This is a genomic window from Erythrobacter sp. HKB08 (assembly GCF_004114695.1).
GTDB lineage: Bacteria > Pseudomonadota > Alphaproteobacteria > Sphingomonadales > Sphingomonadaceae > Parerythrobacter_A.
In genome coordinates, this window is the sequence record NZ_CP035310.1 from 1,371,485 (window position 1) to 1,391,340 (window position 19,856).

At 63.8% G+C, this 19,856-nt stretch carries 16 protein-coding genes and 1 tRNA gene; 6 read left to right on the forward strand and 11 right to left on the reverse strand.

Annotated features, from left to right (window positions below):
* Positions 1 to 10: 10 nt before the first annotated feature.
* Together EO245_RS06505 and EO245_RS06510 are read left to right on the forward strand one after the other, a co-directional pair.
* Positions 11 to 910, forward strand: coding sequence for an SDR family oxidoreductase (locus EO245_RS06505; RefSeq protein ID WP_128892161.1), 900 nt, complete (start codon positions 11 to 13; stop codon positions 908 to 910).
* Positions 907 to 1,503, forward strand: coding sequence for a bifunctional 2-polyprenyl-6-hydroxyphenol methylase/3-demethylubiquinol 3-O-methyltransferase UbiG (locus EO245_RS06510; RefSeq protein WP_128892162.1), 597 nt, complete (start codon positions 907 to 909; stop codon positions 1,501 to 1,503). The genes EO245_RS06505 and EO245_RS06510 overlap by 4 nt, the downstream gene beginning before the upstream one ends.
* Here EO245_RS06510 and EO245_RS06515 read toward each other — a convergent pair.
* The 6 genes from EO245_RS06515 to infA all read right to left on the reverse strand — a co-directional run bounded on the left by EO245_RS06515 (position 1,504) and on the right by infA (position 7,174).
* Positions 1,504 to 1,579: transfer RNA gene (locus tag EO245_RS06515), tRNA-Phe, on the reverse strand.
* A gap of 109 nt (positions 1,580 to 1,688) precedes the next feature.
* On the reverse strand, positions 1,689 to 5,210 hold the full coding sequence (locus EO245_RS06520; protein WP_128892163.1) for a CHAT domain-containing protein: 3,522 nt from the start codon (positions 5,208 to 5,210) through the stop codon (positions 1,689 to 1,691).
* A 2-nt stretch (positions 5,211 to 5,212) separates the two neighbouring features.
* Positions 5,213 to 5,392: a DNA gyrase inhibitor YacG gene (locus tag EO245_RS06525; protein ID WP_128892164.1), complete on the reverse strand. Its 180-nt coding sequence runs from the start codon at positions 5,390 to 5,392 to the stop codon at positions 5,213 to 5,215.
* Positions 5,389 to 6,348 carry a ribonuclease gene (locus EO245_RS06530; protein ID WP_128892165.1) on the reverse strand — a complete coding sequence of 320 codons (960 nt, stop codon included), beginning with the start codon at positions 6,346 to 6,348 and terminating at the stop codon, positions 5,389 to 5,391. Before EO245_RS06530 ends, EO245_RS06525 begins: the two co-directional genes overlap by 4 nt.
* Entirely contained in the window at positions 6,341 to 6,916 is a 576-nt protein-coding gene (locus EO245_RS06535; RefSeq protein ID WP_128892166.1) for a nucleoside triphosphate pyrophosphatase, read from the reverse strand. Before EO245_RS06535 ends, EO245_RS06530 begins: the two co-directional genes overlap by 8 nt.
* Before the next feature lie 12 nt (positions 6,917 to 6,928).
* Positions 6,929 to 7,174: a translation initiation factor IF-1 gene (gene infA / locus EO245_RS06540; RefSeq protein WP_047806247.1), complete on the reverse strand. Its 246-nt coding sequence runs from the start codon at positions 7,172 to 7,174 to the stop codon at positions 6,929 to 6,931.
* 175 nt (positions 7,175 to 7,349) lie between these two features.
* Here infA and EO245_RS06545 point away from each other — a divergent pair, with 175 nt between their 5' ends.
* The gene (locus EO245_RS06545; protein WP_128892167.1) at positions 7,350 to 10,166 is read left to right on the forward strand and encodes a hypothetical protein; all 2,817 of its coding nucleotides are present in this window, start codon (positions 7,350 to 7,352) and stop codon (positions 10,164 to 10,166) included.
* Position 10,167: 1 nt separating this feature from the next.
* On the opposite strand, the gene EO245_RS06550 is transcribed toward EO245_RS06545, so the two are convergent.
* The 4 genes from EO245_RS06550 to EO245_RS06565 all read right to left on the reverse strand — a co-directional run bounded on the left by EO245_RS06550 (position 10,168) and on the right by EO245_RS06565 (position 14,996).
* Positions 10,168 to 10,959, reverse strand: a complete 792-nt coding sequence (locus EO245_RS06550) for a triacylglycerol lipase (protein ID WP_128892168.1) — start codon at positions 10,957 to 10,959, stop codon at positions 10,168 to 10,170.
* Positions 10,956 to 12,596, reverse strand: a complete 1,641-nt coding sequence (locus EO245_RS06555; RefSeq protein ID WP_234026833.1) for a wax ester/triacylglycerol synthase family O-acyltransferase — start codon at positions 12,594 to 12,596, stop codon at positions 10,956 to 10,958. Before EO245_RS06555 ends, EO245_RS06550 begins: the two co-directional genes overlap by 4 nt.
* A gap of 98 nt (positions 12,597 to 12,694) precedes the next feature.
* A complete protein-coding gene (locus tag EO245_RS06560) occupies positions 12,695 to 13,684 on the reverse strand; it encodes a division plane positioning ATPase MipZ (RefSeq protein WP_128892169.1) in 990 nt (329 codons plus the stop codon).
* 139 nt (positions 13,685 to 13,823) lie between these two features.
* The gene (locus EO245_RS06565) at positions 13,824 to 14,996 is read right to left on the reverse strand and encodes an NAD(P)/FAD-dependent oxidoreductase (RefSeq protein ID WP_128892170.1); all 1,173 of its coding nucleotides are present in this window, start codon (positions 14,994 to 14,996) and stop codon (positions 13,824 to 13,826) included.
* Between the two features lie 54 nt (positions 14,997 to 15,050).
* Between EO245_RS06565 and uvrC the strand changes: the two genes are divergently transcribed.
* The 3 genes from uvrC (at position 15,051) to EO245_RS06580 (ending at position 18,591) form a co-directional block, all read left to right on the forward strand.
* Positions 15,051 to 17,003: an excinuclease ABC subunit UvrC gene (uvrC, locus tag EO245_RS06570; protein ID WP_128892171.1), complete on the forward strand. Its 1,953-nt coding sequence runs from the start codon at positions 15,051 to 15,053 to the stop codon at positions 17,001 to 17,003.
* Between the two features lie 21 nt (positions 17,004 to 17,024).
* Positions 17,025 to 17,711: a VTT domain-containing protein gene (locus EO245_RS06575; RefSeq protein WP_164931270.1), complete on the forward strand. Its 687-nt coding sequence runs from the start codon at positions 17,025 to 17,027 to the stop codon at positions 17,709 to 17,711.
* 64 nt (positions 17,712 to 17,775) lie between these two features.
* A complete protein-coding gene (locus tag EO245_RS06580) occupies positions 17,776 to 18,591 on the forward strand; it encodes a universal stress protein (protein ID WP_164931271.1) in 816 nt (271 codons plus the stop codon).
* A gap of 12 nt (positions 18,592 to 18,603) precedes the next feature.
* Here EO245_RS06580 and EO245_RS06585 read toward each other — a convergent pair whose 3' ends face one another.
* A complete protein-coding gene (locus tag EO245_RS06585; protein ID WP_128892174.1) occupies positions 18,604 to 19,770 on the reverse strand; it encodes a glutathionylspermidine synthase family protein in 1,167 nt (388 codons plus the stop codon).
* Positions 19,771 to 19,856: the final 86 nt, after the last annotated feature.

Below are 19,856 nucleotides of genomic sequence, written 5' to 3' on the forward strand. Positions count from 1 at the left end.
GGAAGAGGTTATGGACGTTTCGAAGCTGATGTACCGCGACGGGCTGCTCGACGGCGAGCGCATTCTGGTGACCGGCGGCGGTACGGGGCTGGGGCGCGAAATGACCGAGGCTTTCCTCAAGCTCGGCGCGACGGTCTATATCTGCGGTCGCCGCCAGAACATGCTGGACGACACGGCAGGCGAACTGATGGCGAAATACGGCGGCAAGGTCGTCGGCCATGCTTGCGACATTCGCGACGCCGATGCGATCCATGAGATGGTCGATGCGATCTGGGCCGATGGCGGCGCGGTTACCGGTGTAGTGAACAACGCGGCTGGGAACTTCATCAGCCGGACCGAGGACCTTTCGGTCAACGGTTTCAACGCGATTTCCGACATCGTCTTTCGCGGGACCTTCTACGTCACGCTCGATATCGGCAAGCGCCTGATCGAGGAGAAGAAGAAAGCGAGCTTCCTCTCCATCCTAACCACCTGGGTCTGGAACGGCGGGCCTTTCGTGGTGCCTTCCGCCATGTCGAAATCCGCGATCAACACGATGACGCAAAGCCTCGCGGTCGAGTGGGGCCGCTATGGCCTGCGCTTCAATGCCATCGCGCCCGGCCTATTTCCGACCGAGGGGATGAGCGCGCGGCTTTCCCCGGGCGGGCGGGGCGACAATTCCTCCGACCGGATGAACCCCATGGGTCGGCACGGCGAAATGCACGAACTCGCTAATCTCGCCGTGTTCCTGATGGGACCGGGAGCGGAGTGGGTGAACGGCCAGACCATCGCCATCGATGGCGCCGGCTACCAGGCGAACAGCGGCAATTTCTGGCAGACGCTCTCGCCCCTCGGCGATGCCGAATGGGAGCAGATGCGCGCGATGATCAAGGGCACCAACGCCAAGGACAAGGCTCAGCGTTCGACATGAGCGTGAAGGGCACGGAACGCGACGCCGCGTTCTACGATGCTAAGGTCCTCGAGGTCGAGCATTGGACCGTGCATTACACCCGGTCCCACTATTACCCGGTCTGGACCGTGATCGCCGATCGCTTGCGAAGCTCGGAAAACGGGAAAGTCCTCGATATCGGGTGCGGCCCGGGCCAGGTCGGGGCGATGCTCGCTGCGCGCGGGCTCGACAATTACCTCGGCTTCGACCTCAGCCCGGGAATGGTCGAACAGGCGCGGCGTGCCTGTCCGGAATTCGAGTTCCGGGTCGGGAACATCCACGAAAGCGATGTGCTCGAAACCCACGACTACGACACGGTAATCATGCTCGAATTCCTCGAGCATATCGAAGCCGATCTGTCGGTCGTCGAGCGGATCAGGCCCGGCACGCTCATCCTTGGAACCGTGCCCAACTTTCCTGCACGCTCGCATGTTCGCCACTTCAAGAACGTCGAGGAGGTGCGGGCGCGCTATGGCGGGCTGATCGAGGATCTCGATGTCAGCGAGATACTGGCAAGCGAATTCGGCACGAAGTTCTTCGTGTTGCAGGGTGATCGCAGCGATCAGGGAAAGTGATGGTGCCTCGGGGCGGATTCGAACCACCGACACCGCGATTTTCAGTCGCGTGCTCTACCAACTGAGCTACCGAGGCATATCCCGCGAGCCGTCCTGAAGGACGCGCCAGCGATTGGAAGCGCGCCTATGGCGAAGCGGGCCGCGCTTGGCAAGGGGTAATTGCCCGACTTAAGGAGCCCTGTGGTTCAGCGTCGTATTCCTGCGTCTCCGATGAGTTCAAACGGTGCCCACGCGCTGGGATGGGCGAATGTGGTGTCGAACCCGTCGACGATTTTCCCATCGGCCGATTCGTCGTTCCTCAGCTCGCCCATAGCTGCTGCAAAGGCTTCCGCGCGGCTCATCGACGGATCGTCGCGCGAGAGTTCGATCGTCTTCACCGTCAGTCGAGCAGCTACGTCGTCCCGCACCGGCCAATGAGACGCGAGCAGGTTGCTCGCCCCTGCGTAAAAGAAGGCCCGAGCCAGCCCGGACAGGCCCGCTGATCCGCTCGACCCGTCTCCGGCTGCGGTGTTGCAGGCAGAGAGTATGACCCAATCGGCATTAATCCGCATCGCTGCGACTTCAGATGCCGTGAGGTATCCATCGTCGACCTGGGTTCCATCCACCGGAGGCGTGAAGACGAGCCCCGGCTCAGCTGCGCCGACCTCGCCAGCGGTCAGTCCGTGCGTGGCGAGAGCGACCACACCGACATTGGATAGGTCGGCCTTCTTGAACGTGGCCTCGGTGGCGTCCGGACCGATGAGCAGTGCGTCGCTATCGGCGTCGAACGCCTGCGCCATCTGAGTGAGTTCTCGCCTCGTGCCTGGCAGGCGCGAAAGCTGTCGCAGAACCTCCACATCGGCGACCGGACCCGTATCGCTCCGGGTCAGTAGCGTTGCGAGCTGTTCGGGCGTTGCACCCCGAGAGCCCCGCCCGCGGGTCAGTGCTTCGCCTTCGAGTACCGGATCGCCAAATCCGCGGAAGTCGACACCGGTCGACAACTCTTCGCGGCCATATCGTCGCTGAAAGGCAAGTGCTTGCAGCGAAGGGATGCGCACGATGTTCGCCTCGCCAGCGAACCATTCCGTTTGCCGCAACGCTTCCGGATCATCGTCATTTCCGGTCGGGGTTTCGGCCACAAGTATGCCCAGTGGCAGGGAGCTAAGCGAACCGCCTCCTGCGTAGAACAGGTGCCGCTTTTCAGAAAAAGCATCCTCCAGCGGGGCTATGAGCTCAAGATACAGGCGATGTGCCGAAGTCCGATCGAAACCGTTCGCTCCGCCATCCACATCAGCAGTCCAAGCGTCGATTTCAGCGTCGGTAGCTTCGATATTTCCGCCGCTGAACCACAATAATCGCCTGACCATTGCCGCGACCTCGGCTTCGTTCAGGTCGCTTCGGTGCCAGCGCAATTCGTCCGCAGTCACGGCCATTATGTGCGTACCGAATTCGCTGGGCAGGATAAGCAAGGCCGCTTCGTCGCTGCCAAGCGTGGCCTGGGCATCGGCAAGGGAAAGCGGGGCCGGCTGTATCAGCTTGAAGTAATCCGGCGCGGCCTGCTGGAGGGTCAGAGTGATCGCGCGGTATTCACGGGATAATTCCGCGATCGCTTCGAATTCCCGTCGCTTCTCGATCTCCTCTCGAGTGCTGCCCGGCAGTTCGACGTTCCAACTATCGGCATCCACGCCTCGATGCGGTGCGAGAACTTCGAGCAATTGCCGACGTCGCGCCACGAGCTGGGAGACCTGCTGATCCCCACCGAATTCGGCCTTGTCGGCCATCGCGTAGGCAAGTGAAAGGCTCGTCCGGTCCGCCAGCGCATCTTGGATCGCGGCGAAGGCCACCGCTCGCGCTTCGCCCCGCCGCGTAGGAGTAGCTTGTGCCAGTGACCAGCTCGCATCTGCGGCTTCCTGGAATGTCTGATTGTACCCGATGATGCGCGCGAGATTGGTTTCGTCGAAGACTGAGCCGACCTGCGACTGGCGAAACTCGCGAAAATCCTCCGCTCGCTTTTTCGCCATGGGAAAGGCGTTCGCCGCATTCGGCAGATCGAGAAGGTAGCGGTCGACCGTCAACGACTCGACGCCGTCGATCCGGTTCGAGTATTCGTTCGAGTAGAGAAGGCCCGCGGCCATGTTGGCTTCGGTCGATTGTTTCACCTCGCGCAAGACAAGATCCGCGGCGTCGAAGCGTCTTAGTGCGATTAGCGTCATCGCGTGACGCAGGGCGATCTCGTCGGCGTAGACCTGTCCGTTCTGGCGGGCGTCTGTCACCAGCCGCCCAAAATATGGCTCCGCCACTTCGGGCTGGCCGGTCGCGAGAGCGCCGTCGGCAATCTCTTCGGCGAGCGCTTTCATCGCTTCGGACTTGCCGAATTCGTTACCTGCTTCCTCGTAGGCAGAGAAAATGTCCGGTCCGATTGCCGCGTTGCATCGAGCCACGATCTGCTTGGCAGCGGGTGTCAGAATGAAGGGATTTTCCGGATTGACCTCGATTTGATCGTAGCAGGCATTCCGCTCTTCCTCGAGCACCGGAATCCGGGCGAGGGCGGCCAATGTCGGGTTGCTGGCAGCATCCTCTCCGCCGAGTGCAGCGCGGAATGCCGTAGCTTGGGCATTGGCGCCCATGGCTTCGAGCATGGCGATGCCTTCCTTGGCCCCTGCCTCCTCGGCAAGGATCGAGCAACTTGCGGTTTGGCCGCAAATTCGCTCCGCCCCTTCCAGAATACGGTTGGCCTTGTCGGTCAGGTTGGCCGCGAAATGGTCTGCCGCAGACAGCAGAACGACTCGCAACACGCGTGGGTCATCCACCGGGACCAGCTTTGCGAGCGCAGGGATCATCTTGTAGGACCATTCTGCGGCGACGGTCAGATTGCCTGCGCGCAGGTTCTGGTAGCGGTAATTGACCAACCAGTTGAAGCCGCTGATCTTCGAGTTGTAGTCGAACGCCTCGTCCAATTCGCCGACGGCAGCAGATTCGCTCGTTTCGCCACGATATTCGAGCACGGAAGCTAGGGTCTTGACCTGGTTGGCTCCGGAATCCTGCAGCGCGTCGCCTTCGATCGGCGGTCCGGCAATTTCCTCGTTTGCGATAATCGACAAGTAGTGACGAAGCGCGACTTCGAGATCTTCGAGCTGGTGCGGGGGCGCAGCATCGAACGCCGCCCGCCGGAGCTCGGCGGTCTGCTCCTCGCTCATCGAAACAAGCTGGCGGAAGGATAGGCCGGAAATATCCGGAGAAGGCGTGAGGGCAGCGATATAGCCCCTGACTGCACGCTGGTATGGGTAGCTCGAAGGGCCGTAGTCGGTGAATGCGCGCACCCTAGAATGGGTGATGAAAAGCTTATCGAGCCAAGCTTTCTGGAGCCTCGGCCTGTCGTTCGCTTCCTCTGCAGCTTCGATTTCGAGGTCGAGCCAATCGAGCCAGTTGCGCAGACGGTCATTCCCGTACTCCACCCCTTCCACCGGGGGAGGTGCATTCTCGCGAAACTGTTCGATTTCCGAGGGGGAGCGCTCGGTCCACGCGGTGGGGGTCACCACCAGGAAGCGGCTCATATCGACCGGACGTTCTTCGAACTTCAACCCATCTTCGCCGGCCTCGTCCCAAATGGCCTCGAAGCCATCAGAAAGACGCTCGTAGACGTTTGGTTCGGACTGCGCCTGAGCACTTCCAGGCAATACTGCTGCCAAGGCCACCCCACAAAATAGCGAAATGGCACGAATTGGCATTGTCAGTCCCCCCTGTCTCCCGCCGCCATGTCGTCAGGCGATGCCGGCGGTCCCGGAACAGAATAACCATCGTTGAACCACTGTGCCAAGTCGCGGTCCTTGCACCGGCTGGAGCAGAACGGGGCGAATTCTTCGACGCGCGGTTTCTTGCAGATGGGGCAGGGCTTGTTCGGCTTCGTCATAGTGGCACCGCCTGCGCGAAAGCGGCGGAAATCGCAAGGGCGGGGTCGGGCGCGACGCGGATCGTGCGGCCGGTCCGGCGGGCAAGCTCATCCAGCCACTCGGGACGCAGCGCCTTCTCGACGGCGGGATGACAGCGCAGTTCGATCGCGCCAGCGTCGGCGATCTCCTCTGCTCGCCTCAGAAGCAGGCGCGCCCCGGCTTCGGCTGGCTGGTGTTGGAGGCGGTGCAGGATCGACTGGCGCTCGAGCCGCGAGACGAGCTGGACGAAACCGAAACCGTTCATTGCGGTGCGCTCATGCGCCCAGTCGGACAGCGCGAGGTCGAGCGCGCGGTCGACTTCACGGCGCGCATCCTTTTCCTGCAGGGTGGGGAAATCGATCCCGATCGAACCGCCGAGATCGAATAGCGCAATGGAACGCGCCAGTGGGCCGACGGCCTTGAGGGCGAGCTCACGCGGCGGGAGGTGCCCGTCGATATCGACCAATGTCATCGCCGGCGTGGGAGAGAATTGCAGCGACCCTCCGGTGAAGTCGTGGGTGCCGATCCATGCCTCATCCAGCACCTCTTCCCACAAGTCTTGCGGGAAGCGGCGCACTACGCGGCCGCCGGTATCCTCCGCCAAGGATGGCGCGGGACGGCAATCGGCCTGCGTCGGGCGAGCCTGCGCGAGCTTGCCTCGCATGCGCTCGAAGATGCGCGGGCGCGTAACTTCGAGCCGGATCGGTGCGCCTTCTGCTGCGTTGCCGGGCAACCGGTCGACCAGCGCCTCCTCACCATTGGCAAAGCGCGCACGGCCGCGCCGCGAGCCCGAAGGCTTCGCGATCAGCACAGCGTCTTCGACCAGACCGCGCTGAAGTTCACCGTGCCAGGCAATGCGCGCGGCAATCGCCTGCTCGTTCTCGACCAGCAGAGCCCGGTCTTCGCCGATCCCCTGCTCGATTAGCCACTCAGCCAATGGAAAAGCCCGCCGATTTGAGGAGAGTGCGCGTTTCGTAAAGCGGCAGTCCGACCACGCCCGAATGGCTGCCCTCGATCCAGCTGATGAGGCCTTCAGCGCTGCCTTGGATGGCGTAGCCGCCTGCCTTGCCTTCCCATTCGCCGCTGGCGAGATAGGCGGCGATCTCTTCTTCGGTGAGGCGCTTGAACTTGACCGAGGTTTCGCTCAGCCGCTCGCGGATCGTCCCGTCGGGATAGCGCAGCGCAATTGCCGAAAGCACGCGGTGGCGGCGGCCGGACATGAGTTTCAGGCAAGCGCGAGCCGTCGCCTCGTCCTCTGCCTTCGGCAAAATGCGCCGGCCGACGGCAACCACCGTGTCGCCGGCCAGGACATGGAAATCGTCGCTCGCGGCGGCTTCGGCCTTCTCGCGCGCCATGCGCTTGGCATAATCGCGCGGCAGTTCGGCCTTGTGCGGCGTCTCGTCGATATCGGCGGGCGCGATGGCGGAAGGTGTCACACCAAGGCGCGCCAGAAGCTCCCGCCTGCGCGGGCTGGCCGAAGCGAGGATGAGAGAAGGTGCGGTCAAACCCGCGACCGCTTATTGCGGGCCGGGGCCGCCACGGCCGGGCATGAAGCGGTAGGTGATGCGCGCCTTGGTGAGGTCGTAAGGCGTCAGTTCGCAAAGGACCTCGTCGCCGACGAGAACGCGAATGCGGTTCTTACGCATCTTGCCGGCCGTGTGGCCGAGCACTTCATGGCCATTTTCAAGCTCAACCCGGAACATCGCGTTCGGCAGCAATTCCACCACCTTACCGCGCATCTCGAGGAGTTCTTCTTTTGCCATGTGTGTCGCTAATCCGTGTTGTTCGTCGATAAATGTTGCGCGCCCATAGCTGTGCGAGGGAAAAAAGGGAAGAGTTGAGCGTAGTCGGAGGGTGCAGGCGCAAAAGCGCGTACTGCGACAAATGGTTACGATTGATCGATTGCCCCCTTCGACCGGTTGAGAGAAACGCCCCCTGATGTCTCCCCGCCTACTTCTCGCAGGCTGTGCCTGTATTGCGCTCGCCATTCCTACCGCTTCCATCGCCCAGGACCAGCAGGGCGAGGATGCGCCCGTCGACGATCGCCGCGTCGGCCCCGACGGGCAGATCCTCGTCACGGCGGAGCGTATCCGCGGGCAGGTGCTGACCGACCAGCCGCCCGTTATCGAGCTCGAGGAGGCTGATATCGCCGCCTTCGGGGTCAATTCGATTGCCGACCTCGTCACCGTCCTCGAACCGGCAACCGGCTCGAACCGCGGGCGCGGGGGCGGACGACCGGTGTTCCTGGTGAACGGCATTCGTGTCGGCAGCTTCCGCGAATTCCAGTCCTATCCGCCCGAGGCGATCCGCAAGGTCGAGGTGCTGCCGGAAGAGGTGGCGCTCAAGTTCGGCTTCCCGCCCGACCGGCGCGTGATCAACTTTATCCTCAAGCCCAATTTCTCGACCGTGACTGTCGAAGCCGAATATGAGCAGCCGGGCATCGGTGGCTATTCCGCGACCGAGCAGGAAGCGACGCTGCTGCGTATCAACGAGGCCGGGCGTCTCAACCTCAATATCGAACACCGCGATGTCTCCCCGCTGACCGAGGACGAGCGCGACCTCATCCAGACCGAGGGTAGCGTGCCCGACGTTGCGGGTGATCCGAACCCGGCCGAATTCCGCACGCTCGTTGCCGACAGCGAGAGCTGGGAAGGTTCGGCCAATTACGCGATGTCCTTCCTCGAAAGCGGCGGATCGCTGAGCCTCAACCTGACCGGCCAGCGCACGGACTCGCTTTCGCTTTCGGGCCTCGACACCGTGCTGCTGACTGCGCCGAACGGCGACCAGCTCCTGCGCACCTTCAACGCGGACGATCCGCTGGCGGTCGATACGCGTGTCGACACGATTTCGAGTTCGGCGACGTACACGCGGCCCGTCGGCCTGTTCCAGCTGACGGCGACCGCCGATGCGAGCCGCGCCGACACGACGCGCAGGCTCGAGCGCAGGGTCGATACCACCCAGCTGGTCGCCGATGCGGCGGCCGGTCTTGTCGCGATCGACGGGCCGATCCCTGTTTTAGCCGATGCGGGTTTCGATACCAGCACCTCGGAGGTGTGGGACGCGAGCGCCAAGACGACCTTACGCGGGGTTGCGGCCTCGCTGCCCGCTGGCGACCTGTCGACGACATTCGACTTCGGCTTCGACTGGACCCGGATCGAAAGCGACGACACCCGCAGCGCGACGGCAAGCCGCCTCACTCGCGGCGACATCAATGGCGGGGTGAGTGTCTCGATCCCCATCGCCGACCGGGATTCGGGCGTGTGGGATGCGATCGGCGACATCACGCTCAACGGGCGGCTGGCGTTCAACCACCTGTCGGATTTCGGCACGCTGCTGCGCTGGAATGCGGGCGTAAGCTGGGCGCCGACCGACAAGCTCAATTTCCAGGCAACCTACAGCTGGCGCGAGGCGCCCCCGGCACTGTCGCAACTGGGCAGCCCGATTACCCAGACCTTCAACGTGCCGGTGTTCGATTTCCAGCGCGGCGAAACGGTGCTTGCGACGATCACCAGCGGCGGCAATCCAGCGCTGCAGGCCGAAACCCAGTCCGACTGGAACTTCGCCGCGAACTGGGAGCTGCCTTTCGTCGACAACATGACCCTGCGCGCGGAATACACGCGCAATAGGTCCGACGATGTTTCCTCCGCCTTTCCGGCCCTGACGGACGATGTCGAGGCGGCCTTCGCCGACCGAGTGACGCGCGATGCCGACGGCCGCCTGCTCGCGATCGATCGCAGGCCGGTGGATTTCGCCGAAGTTCGCTCGGACCGCGTTTCGTTTGGCCTTTTCTGGCGCGGCTCTTTCGGGAGCGCCCGTCCTGGTGGCGAAGGCGGCGAGCAAGGCCGCGGTGGCCCGCCGGCGGGAATGCGGGGCGGTGCGGGCGGCCCTCCGCCCGGTGGCGGTCAGGGCGGCCCCGGTGGTCGTTTCGGACAGATGAGCGAGGAACAGCGCGAACAGTTCATGCAGTTCCGCCAGCGCGTCTGCGCCGACGATGGCGAGCAGTACCTTCTCCAGCTTGCCGAAGCGGTCGAGCGGGGCGAAGCGCCCGAAGGCATGGAAGGCTTCGATCTCGAGCGAGCCCAGCGCATGCTGTCGCGTTTCCGGGGCGAGGACGGGACGATCGACCGCGAGCGGCTCGGCCAGTTCCGCACGATGATCTGTAGCCGCGAAATGCCCGGAGGCGGTCAGGGCCAGCAGGCTGCTGGCGGCGAACGGCGTGGCGGTGGCGGAGGCGGAGGCGGCGGGATGATGGCCCGCGCATTCGGCGGCGGCGATGGCCGCGGGCGCTTCTTCTTCAGCCTCAACCATTCGATCGAACTTGACCGGACGGTGCTGATTGCGCCGGGCGGCCCGGTGCTCGACCTGCTCGACGGGGACTCGCTGACCAACAGCGGCACGCCGCGCCATACCTCGCGCCTGGAAGCGGGCATGTTCCGCGGTGGCTGGGGTATGCGCGTTTCCGGCCAGTATGTCGGCGAGGCCCGCATCGATGGCAGCGGAGCGCCGGGCACCACCGACCTCTTCTTCGACGATCTCGCGACGGTCGACCTGCGTCTGTTCGCCGACCTGCAGCAGGTCACCGGCAGCGAGAGCGCGTGGCTCAAGGGCCTGCGCGCATCGCTGCGGCTCGACAATGTGTTCGACGGTCGTCGCCGCGTGGTCGATTCCAACGGCGACACGCCGGTGAGCTTCCAGCCGCTGCTGATCGACCCGACGGGCCGCTACATCGGCGTCGAGCTACGCAAGCAGTTCTAGGTCAGTTGACCAGCCGCGTCTTCGGGAAGGCGAGGGTGGCGAGGCCGGTCGGGCGGAAGGGCTTCCATTTGCCCTCGGCCTGAGCGAGCCGGTCGGCAATCGCGATCATCACGGCAGGGTTCACCCCGAGGCCGCAATGGCTGGCGAGAACCTCGATGTTCTCGACCTCGCCTTCGCCATGCTGGACCGAACCGCGCCAGTGCACCACGCCGTCGGTCTTGGTGAGGATCGAGGTTGTCGGAACCGGCGGAGCTTCGGCCAGCTGGCGGAAGTTGCCGCCCTGCATCGGCTCGGGTTCCTCGCCGTTGAGATATTCGAACAGGCGGCGCGCATTGGTATGATTGCGATCGTCGCTGATCGGGCTGCCGAGCGAGATGACCAGACGAACCTTTTCCGGCGCTTGCTTGGCGAGTTCGCGCGCGAACACGCCGCCGAGGCTCCAGCCGACGATCGACACCTTGCGGTCGTGGCGGTCGTAGAGCTCCTCGACGCAGCCCATCATCGCTTCGACGCGGGCATTGTCGACCCGCACGTTGCGACCGAGCTTCCAGCCTTCGACATCGTAGCCGAGGTCGGAGAGCAGGCGGCGCATCGGGCGGGTGGAATAATCCGACGCCATGAAGCCGGGCAGCACGAGAACACCATGGCCATCGCCCTTCGGCAGCCCCGAAAGCAGCGGGCGCGCCGCATAGAAGCTCGCCAGTTCCGCCATTGCGCGGCCGGGTTCGGCAAGCGTCAGCAGGCGGCTGGGCGGGCGGGCGTCGGTTGCGGCCGCGGCCGTAGCGCTGGTCATTTCTTGGAGGTTCCTTTCCTGCTCCCGGCGGCTTTCGAACGCGCCGTTTTTGTTTTGGTGCCCGTTTTGGTGGCGGTCTTCGCCGCTGCGGGCTTGCTTGCGACCCGCTTCTTCGGGGCGGGTTTGGTTGTCTTTGCTGCCGCTTTCGCCGCAGGCTTGCGCTTTGCAGGCGCTTTCGCCTTTGCAGCGGGTTTCTTCTTCGTCTTCGGATCGGCGGCCTTGGCTGCGGCTGCCTTGAGTTCCTCGAAGCTCTTTTCGATGCATTCGACGTAGAATTCGGGATCCGGCATCATTTCGCGGTCGGCGGTGAAGCTGATCGTCGCTTCCTTGGTGTAGCTCTGCACGACATGGGCGAGACCCATACCGTCGGTCAGGCAGATCAGCCCCATCATGCTTTCGAGCCTTGCACCGGCGGAATAGATCGGCACCGGTGGGCCAGGCACATTGGTCACTACCGTGGTGAAAATCGGGCCGACCCCGCGATTGGCGAGGCTGAGGCGCGTGTAGAGCTGCGCGCCGAGCGCCATGTAGAGGGCAGGGCTTACCTTGCTGACCTCTGTCATGTTGCGCGCACCGATGGCATCGGTCATCGCCTTGGAATTGGTCGTCCGGTTGTGGACATAGGCCAGCCGTTCCGCAGCATCGGCTATGTGCGTGCCGAGCGGAGCGACCATGGCGGCGACCTGGTTGCCCATGTCGCCCTTCTCGCCCGACGAGCGCACCGAAATCGGCGCCATTGCGGTCAGCGTCTTGTCCGGCAGTTCCTTCTTGCTTTCGAGGTAGCGCCGCATCGCCCCGCCGATGATGGCGAGGAACACATCGTTGACCTTGCTGTCGGGCACCAGCGCGCGGATCGCCTTGATCTCGGCGAGCGGAAAACTGCGCCCCTCGACCACGCGGTGGGGCGAAATCTTGCGATTGAAGCGCGTTTTCGGCGCGATCATCTCGCGCGACAGGTCGAACTCCTTGGTGACCAGCCCCTTGATCGCATTGGCGATACCCGGAGCTGCCTTCGCCGCGACTTCAAGTTGCTTGAGCGGGTTGGTCATCGCGTTGAAATAGCTCTTGCCGAGCAGTTCGACCGCGTTGGGAATCTTCTCCGGCTTCCATGTGTCGGGGAAATCCGGGGGCGGGTCGCCTGGGTTGAGCGTGTGGGTGACCTCCATCAGGTCGATCCCGCTCATCCCGTCGATCGCGGCATGGTGGACCTTCGTGATGTAGGCATAGCTGCCCTTCGGGATGCCTTCGACATTGTCGAGACCTTCGACCACGGTGAATTCCCATGGCGGGCGCTCGAGGTCGAGCGGGCGGGCGAAGATGCGCGCCGCCTGAATGCACAGCTGCCGCCAGTCGCCCGGCTTGGGCAGTGCAACGTGGCGCACATGGTATTCGAGATCGAAATCCGGGTCCTCGACCCAGTAGGGATAGTCGAGGTCGAACGGCACCCGCACCAGCCGTTGGCGCAGTGTCTTCGACATCTTCATTCGGTCATCTAGGAAACCGAGGATGTCCTTGAACCGGACGAAACCTCCGGGCGCCGTCTCGGGATTGTATATCAGGATCGAGCCGATGTGCATCGGCGAGTTGCGCGTTTCGAGCGCAACGAAGCTGGCATCCATGCCCTGCAGCTGGCGCAAGGGCTATCTCCTGCGAACGGCCCACGTTTGCGCGGGTCCAAGTTGCACAGGATTACCAGCTTTGTGCGCCGCGTCAAAGGCGGGGCGCATAGGGCGCGTCAGGCGTAGGCTGCCTCGGCAGGCGGGGCGAGGTGATTGCGCAGCGAGCGGGCGAAATCCTCGCGGGTCTGGGCGCAAACCTTTGCTGCATATCGGCGCATCGGCGCGAGTGCGACATGCAGGCTCGAACGGCTGATGTGCAGGTCGTCGATGAAGTGATCCATCTCGCCGGTGTGGCGCAGCCTCACGCCTTGCATCTGGGGGATCGACTTGAGGTCGGCTTCCACCAGACCGTATTGCAGCAGCCCGCGATAGCCGACGCGCTCGCGCAGCCCGTCGACGACACGCAGTTCGAAGCGCTCGGCAATGCGCGAAAGTTGCGCATCGGTGCGGGCCAGCTGCGAGGTTTCCGATCCCCGGATACGGTTCTTGGCGACGATCCAATCGGGCTTGCGCATCTCGCGCCGCGCGAGTTCCTCGCGCAGGTCGAGAACGGTTCGCGCGAACATCGCCGGCGAACGGATATCCTGCGAAACCGGATCGAAATGAGCCAGCATGTCGAGGTCGAAGAAGGACGCGTTGACCGGCGTCACGATCGTGTCGGCAATCGCCATGGCGCGGCGGACGACAGGATTGTCGTGGCCCGGAGCGTCGATGACGATGATGTCGCACTGGTTTCCGACGCGCATGATCTCCTGCAGCAGCATCGCCGTGCTCGGCAGCGAAGGCGCGCAGACGCGCGGGGTCGGCAGGTCGAGCCCGAGGCAGACGGCGGTACCGTGACGGTTCTCGATCGAGCGGGACAGGCTGCGCTGGCGGCGGTCGAGGTCGACTGCGAGGACGCGGTGGCCACGGTTGGCGAGGCGAACGGCGGTGTTGAAGGCGAGGGTCGATTTGCCGACGCCGCCCTTCTCGTTGGCGAAGAGAATGATGTGAGCATCCGGCCGCGATCGACGGACGATGTCGTCGACTACGCGCTTCGGGCTCTCGCCATTGTCGTAACTTGCGATTTCGGTCCTTGCCGCGTCGCGCAGATTTTCCTGCGTCATCCCCAACCTCGTCGTTGCGCCCCGAGGGTCTCCCGATTCGGCATCATGCCGATTCACAACTTATCCACAAGGTATTTAACAGGGGGTTCTCAATTGCCGGACTTGGTGAATGACGGTTTCACCATGCGTCGGGCTTGAATCAGAGCGCTTCGCCTGCGGCCATTCCGCTCGCCCAGGCCCATTGGAAATTATAGCCGCCAAGCCAACCGGTCACATCGACCGCTTCGCCGATCGCGAAGAGGCCGGGGACACGCATGCTCTCCATCGTCTTGGACGAAAGCTCACTGGTGGAGATGCCGCCGACGGTCACTTCCGCCTTGGCAAACCCCTCGCTGCCGCTCGGCCGGAACTGCCAGCGCCGAAGTTGCTCCTCCGCGCCGCGCAGGGCCTTGTCGGGAAGGTTGCCGAGGTCGCCGGGCAGGGCGATCTTCTCGTCAAGTATGTCCGCCAAGCGGTCGGGCAGGGCTTCGCGAAGGAGCGATCGGATCGTCGACTTCGGGTTCGAACGCTTTGTCTCGAGGAGCCAGTCGGTCTCGCGACCGGGCAGGAAATCGATCGTCACCGGGTCACCGGGGCGCCAGTAGGAACTGACCTGCAAGATCGCCGGGCCGGACAGGCCGCGATGGGTAAACAGCGCAGCTTCGGGAAAGCGTGCCTTGTTCGCCTCGGCGACGACTGGCGCGGAAACGCCCGAAATCTCGCGGAACAGGACCTCATCGCCGCCGAGCGTCAACGGAACGAGGGCCGGTCGCGGCTCAACGACTTTGAGCCCGAACTGGCGAGCGAGTTCGTAGGCGAAGCCGGTTGCGCCCATTTTGGGGATCGACGGACCACCGGTCGCGATGACCAGTTTTGGCGCACTGTATGTGCCGTTCTGTGTCGTGACGGCGAAATCGCCTGCATGTTCGACCGAGGCGATCTCCTCGCCGCATTTCACCGTCACATCGCCCTTGGCGCATTCGTCGAGGAGCATGTCGACGATCTGCTTGGCCGAGCCATCGCAGAACAGCTGGCCGAGCGTCTTTTCGTGCCAGGCGATCCCGTAGCTCTCGACCAGATCGAGGAAGTCGCGCGCGGTGTAGCGGGCGAGGGCGCTCTTCGCGAAATGCGGATTTGCGGAGAGATAGTTCGCCGGACCGGCGCCGATATTGGTGAAATTGCAGCGCCCGCCGCCGGAGATGAGGATCTTCTTGCCCGGTTTCTCCGCCCGCTCGAGAACCAGCACGCGCAGGCCCCTCTGGCCTGCACGCGCGGCGCACATCAGGCCGGCTGCGCCTGCGCCGAGAATTATCGCATCGAAATTTTCACTCACCCGCGCCCCATCGCGGCTTTGCCATTTGGGCGCAAGATTCCTATCTGCCTTGCGATGGCTCGCACACCGGCAGGATCACCGCACGACCCGCGCGGCGCGGAACGCTTCAACGAGGAGCGTGCCGCCTATACGGTCGCGAGCGCGCAGCCCGATCTCGAGGCGGGCGTCACCGCGATCCGCGAGACGGTGAAGGTGCTGAAGCCGCGCCCGGGCGTCTATCGCATGCTCGATGCGCGCGGCGACGTGCTCTACGTCGGCAAGGCGCGAAGCCTGAAGGCGCGGGTGGCGAACTACACGCAGGTCGCAAATCTCTCCAACCGGCTCCAGCGCATGGTTAGCCAGACGCGCCGGATGGAAATCGTCGTCACCAATTCGGAGGCCGAGGCGCTGCTGCTCGAAGCGCAGCTGATCAAGCGTTTCCGCCCGCCGTTCAACGTGCTGCTGCGCGATGACAAGAGCTTTCCCTTCATCCTGCTGCGCGCCGACCATGCCTTCCCGCGCATCCACAAACATCGCGGAGCGCGCAAGGCGAAGGGCAATTACTACGGACCTTTCGCGAGCGCGGGGTCGGTCAACAAGACGCTCAATGCGCTGCAAAAGCTCTTCCTGCTGCGGAGTTGCACCGACAGCTTCTTCAACAATCGCGACCGGCCTTGCCTGCTCTACCAGATCAAGCGCTGCTCGGCCCCTTGCGTCGGCCGGATCGACGAGGAAGGCTACGACGAACTGGTCCAGCAGGCGAAGGACTTTCTGTCGGGCAAGTCTTCCGCCGTTCAGGCCAATATCGAGAGGCAGATGGCCAAGGCGGCCGAGGAGCTGGACTTCGAGACCGCCGCGATCCTGCGCGACCGGTTGCGCGCTGCGACCTTCATCCAGGGCAGCCAGGCGATCAATGCCGCAGGTGTAGGCGATGCGGATGTTTTCGCGCTGGCAAAGAAGGGCGGACAGATCGGTCTGCAAGCCTTCTTCATCAGGGGCGGCCAGAACTGGGGGCACCGCGCCTTCTTCCCAAAGAACACCGGAGATGTCGGAGAGGACGAAGTGCTCGCCGACGTGCTGCTGCAATTCTACGAGGAAGTCCCGCCGCCGCGCACGATCCTGGTCGATCGCGAATTGCCCGAACAGGAGCTGATCGAAGCGGCGCTGTGCGAAAGCGCAGGCCACAAGGTCGCGATCTCGATCCCGCAGCGGGGCGATCGCCGCAAGCTGATGGACCAGGCGAAGCGCAATGCGGTGGAGGCGCTCGAACGTCGTCTCGCCGAAAGCGGGACGAAGGCCAAGGTCATGCGCGAGATGGCCGAATTCCTCGAATTGCCCGAGGTGCCGCAGCGTATCGAGGTCTACGACAACAGTCACATCCAGGGCGCCAAGGCAGTCGGCGCGATGGTCGTTGCCGGGCCGGAAGGCTTCATCAAGGGCCAGTATCGCAAGTTCAATATCAAGAACGCGCAGACCAACGACGACTTCGGCATGATGCGCGAAGTCATGCGTCGCCGGTTCGAGCGCGCGATGAAGGAAGACCCGGACCGCGAGACCACCGGCGACAAGGCGGTGTGGCCCGATCTCGTCCTGATCGACGGCGGCAAGGGCCAGATGTCGAGCGTTCGCGATACGCTGGAAGAGCTGGGCATCGAGGACGTCCCGCTGATCGCCATCGCCAAGGGCCCGCACCACGGGCGCGAGGGGAGAGAGGTGTTCCACTTCCCCGACGGACGCGAGAAGACGCTGCCGACCAATTCGCCCGTGCTGTTCTACCTCCAGAACCTGCGCGACGAGGTGCACCGCTTCGTCATCGGAGCGCACAGGCAGAAGCGCAGCCGCGCGATCAGCGCCTCGCCGCTCGACGAGATTCCCGGCATCGGCCCGACCCGTAAACGCGCGCTGCTGCTCCACTTCGGTACCGCGAGCCGCGTGCGTGCAGCTGCGCTAGACGATCTCAAGCGCGCGCCCGGCATCAGCGAAGCGGTGGCGCAAAAGATCTACGACTTCTATCATGCAAGCGGGTAGCTGCTGACGGGAGGGAGCGGATTGGCCGCCAAAGGCGCAGTTTCACGCTGGCTGAGAATAGCCGCGCTGGCATTCGGCCTGTTCGTATTGCCGTTCCTGATCCTGCTGCCTGCGACGCCCTATCTGATCGAGTTCGCACGCGAGGCCGGGTCGCGATCGCCCACGCTCGCGTTCGTCACCATCATCGGCCTGTTCTGCCTCGACGCGGCGGCGTTTATCCCGAACGGCCTTGTCGGCGCATTGGCTGCACAGGCGCTCGACTGGCCTGCCGCAGCCGCCTCGGTCTGGATCGGGCTGATGACCGCGAGCAGCCTGAGCTACGCGCTCGGCTACTTCGCCGGTCGCCCGCTCGCGCGAAAGATCGTCGGCGCGGACGACCTCGCCGCCGCACAGGAGCGCGCGAAGGGCATCACCAGCCTCGTCCTGTTCATGACCCGCCCCGTACCGGTCATTGGTGAGACGATCCTCGTTGCCTCGGGAATCGCGAGCTATCCGTTCCGGCGGTTCTTCGTCGCGGTCGGCAGTGCCAATGTGTTCGTCACCGCGACCTATGTCGGGCTCGGGAAATACTTCGGTTCGGTCGATCCGGAGAGGGTCTTGATTATCGCGACTGTCGGCATTCCGCTCGTTGCGGGCGCGGCATACTTGCTCGTCCGTTTCGCGCGCAGCCGTCTCGCGAGAAAGGCCTCGGCCGAGCGCGAAAATTGACATGGATCAATGCGAGAGGGGATGCTGCCGCCTAACTTCGAGTCGTCAATTCGAGGAGGCTGCCATGCGTTCGATACTGGTCCATATGTATGACGATGAGGGTCTGGATGGCCGCCTGGCCGTCGCCGGAGACCTTGCCCGCGCGTTCGAGGGGCATGTGACCTGCCTCAACGCGATCCCCTACGAGGCATCGGCGCCCGGCGAACCGTTCGGCCTCGCCTTCGCCGCCATGATCCCTGTCATGCGCGAAAATGCGGCCAAGCTGAAAGAGCGTGTGACGACCGACCTCGCCAACGAGGATTTCGCGTGGGACTACATCGAGCAGTCGGGCACGGCATATCCCTGCCTGCTGCACAATGCGACGCTGGCCGATGTCGTCGTGATGGGTACGGCGGAGCCGAAGATCGGTGGTGGCGCTCCCTCGGCCACACTGGGAGCCTTCATCACGCACACGCGTACGCCGACGCTGGTCGTGCCCGAGGGCTGCGACAAGATAGAGGTCGGTGCGCCTGCCTTCGTCGCCTGGAACGGCTATCCCGAAGGCTCCAACGCCCTGCGGGCGGCCATGCCGCTGCTCCAGCGCGCGTCGAAAGTCTATCTAGCCTCGGTCGACGAGGGTCAGGACGAACCGGGCCGCGACTTCCCGCGGCTGGACGGGGCGCACTACCTCGCCCGCCATGACATCGAGGCGGAAGTCATCTCGCTGCCGAAGAGCGACAAGAAGGTCGCCGATGTCCTTGCAGAAGCTGCTGTCGCCCGCGATGCCGGCCTCATGGTCATGGGCGCCTATGGCCGCAGCAGGCTGTCGGAAATGGTCTTCGGCGGCGTGACGCGGCAGATGCTCAAGAGCCCGCCGATGCCGGTCCTGATGGCGCACTGAGGCGCCGCCCGCTCAATCGACGATTGCGTGGGGCAGGAAGCGAGCGAGGTCGCGGGTAATCGGGCTCGCGTCCTCGCGGATCGACATGGCGACCGCATCGTCGCCGACGATCCAGCTGCCGATGACGGCGTGATTGTTGCCGTGGCGCGCAATCGGCGCATAGCCCTGGATGATGCCGCCTTCCGCGCCATAGCCTTCTTCCGGTCCGCGATGGTGCTCCTGCCCGTCGAACAGCGCGATATCGGCGCCTTCGCGGCTGAAGAAGGGTTTGAAGACGTGCGGCCCGGACGCCATTTCGAGCGCCTCTGGACTGTCGGCGAAATAGGCGGGCAGGAGGTTGCGATGACCCCTGTGGCGCTCCCATAGCAGCGGCAGCATCGCCTTGTTCGACAGGATCGCCTTCCACGCCGGTTCGATGAACATGGTCTTGGACTGCGCGACCTTCTTTCCGAAGCTCTCGCGCATCATGTCTTCCCACGGGTAGAGCTTGAATAGCGCGCCGATCCGGTAGCCTTCCGCGTCGACGAAATTGCCGGCATCGTCGATCCCGATATCGTCCACACCGACGAAGCGCGTTTCGAGCCCGGCCTGCCCGGCAAGATCCTCCAGATAGAGCACTGTCGAGCGGTCTTCGAGATGGGTCTCCACTGCCGACAGGTGCAGCAGGCTGCCCTTGGTCAGGATCTGCCCGAACCGCTCGATCAGCGCTTCGTGCAGCCGGTTGAACTGGTCCGCGCTCTCGGGCAGCTGGCCGGACGCGACGACATCCTCGAGCCAGCCCCACTGGAAGAACGCCGTCTCGTAGATGCTGGTGGGCGTGTCGGCATTGAATTCGAGCATCTTGGCCGGGCCGCTGCCGTCATAGGCGAAGTCGAACCGGCCGTAGAGCGACATGTCGGTGTCGTGCCACGAAGCGGCAACGATATCGCGCATGTCCTCGGGTATCGCGAGCTTCTCCATCAGCTCCTGCGAACCGCAAGCCTCGTCCACAAGAGCCATGCACAGCGCGTAGAGCTCGGTCGAGGGATCCTCGATCTCGTCTTCGACTTCCCGCAGCGAAAACTGCCAATAGGCGCTTTCGTCCCAGTAAATCTCGCCATCGACATGATGGAACAGGAAACCGTTTTCCTTGGCGATTTCCTGCCAATTCGGCCTCGGCTCGATACTGACGCGCTGCATTCTTGCGATCCCCTTGAAGTCGCTCACTTTCTGGTAGGGTTTTTCGTTTAAGCCAACAATCGAAAGGGTTTGCACGGGGGATTTTT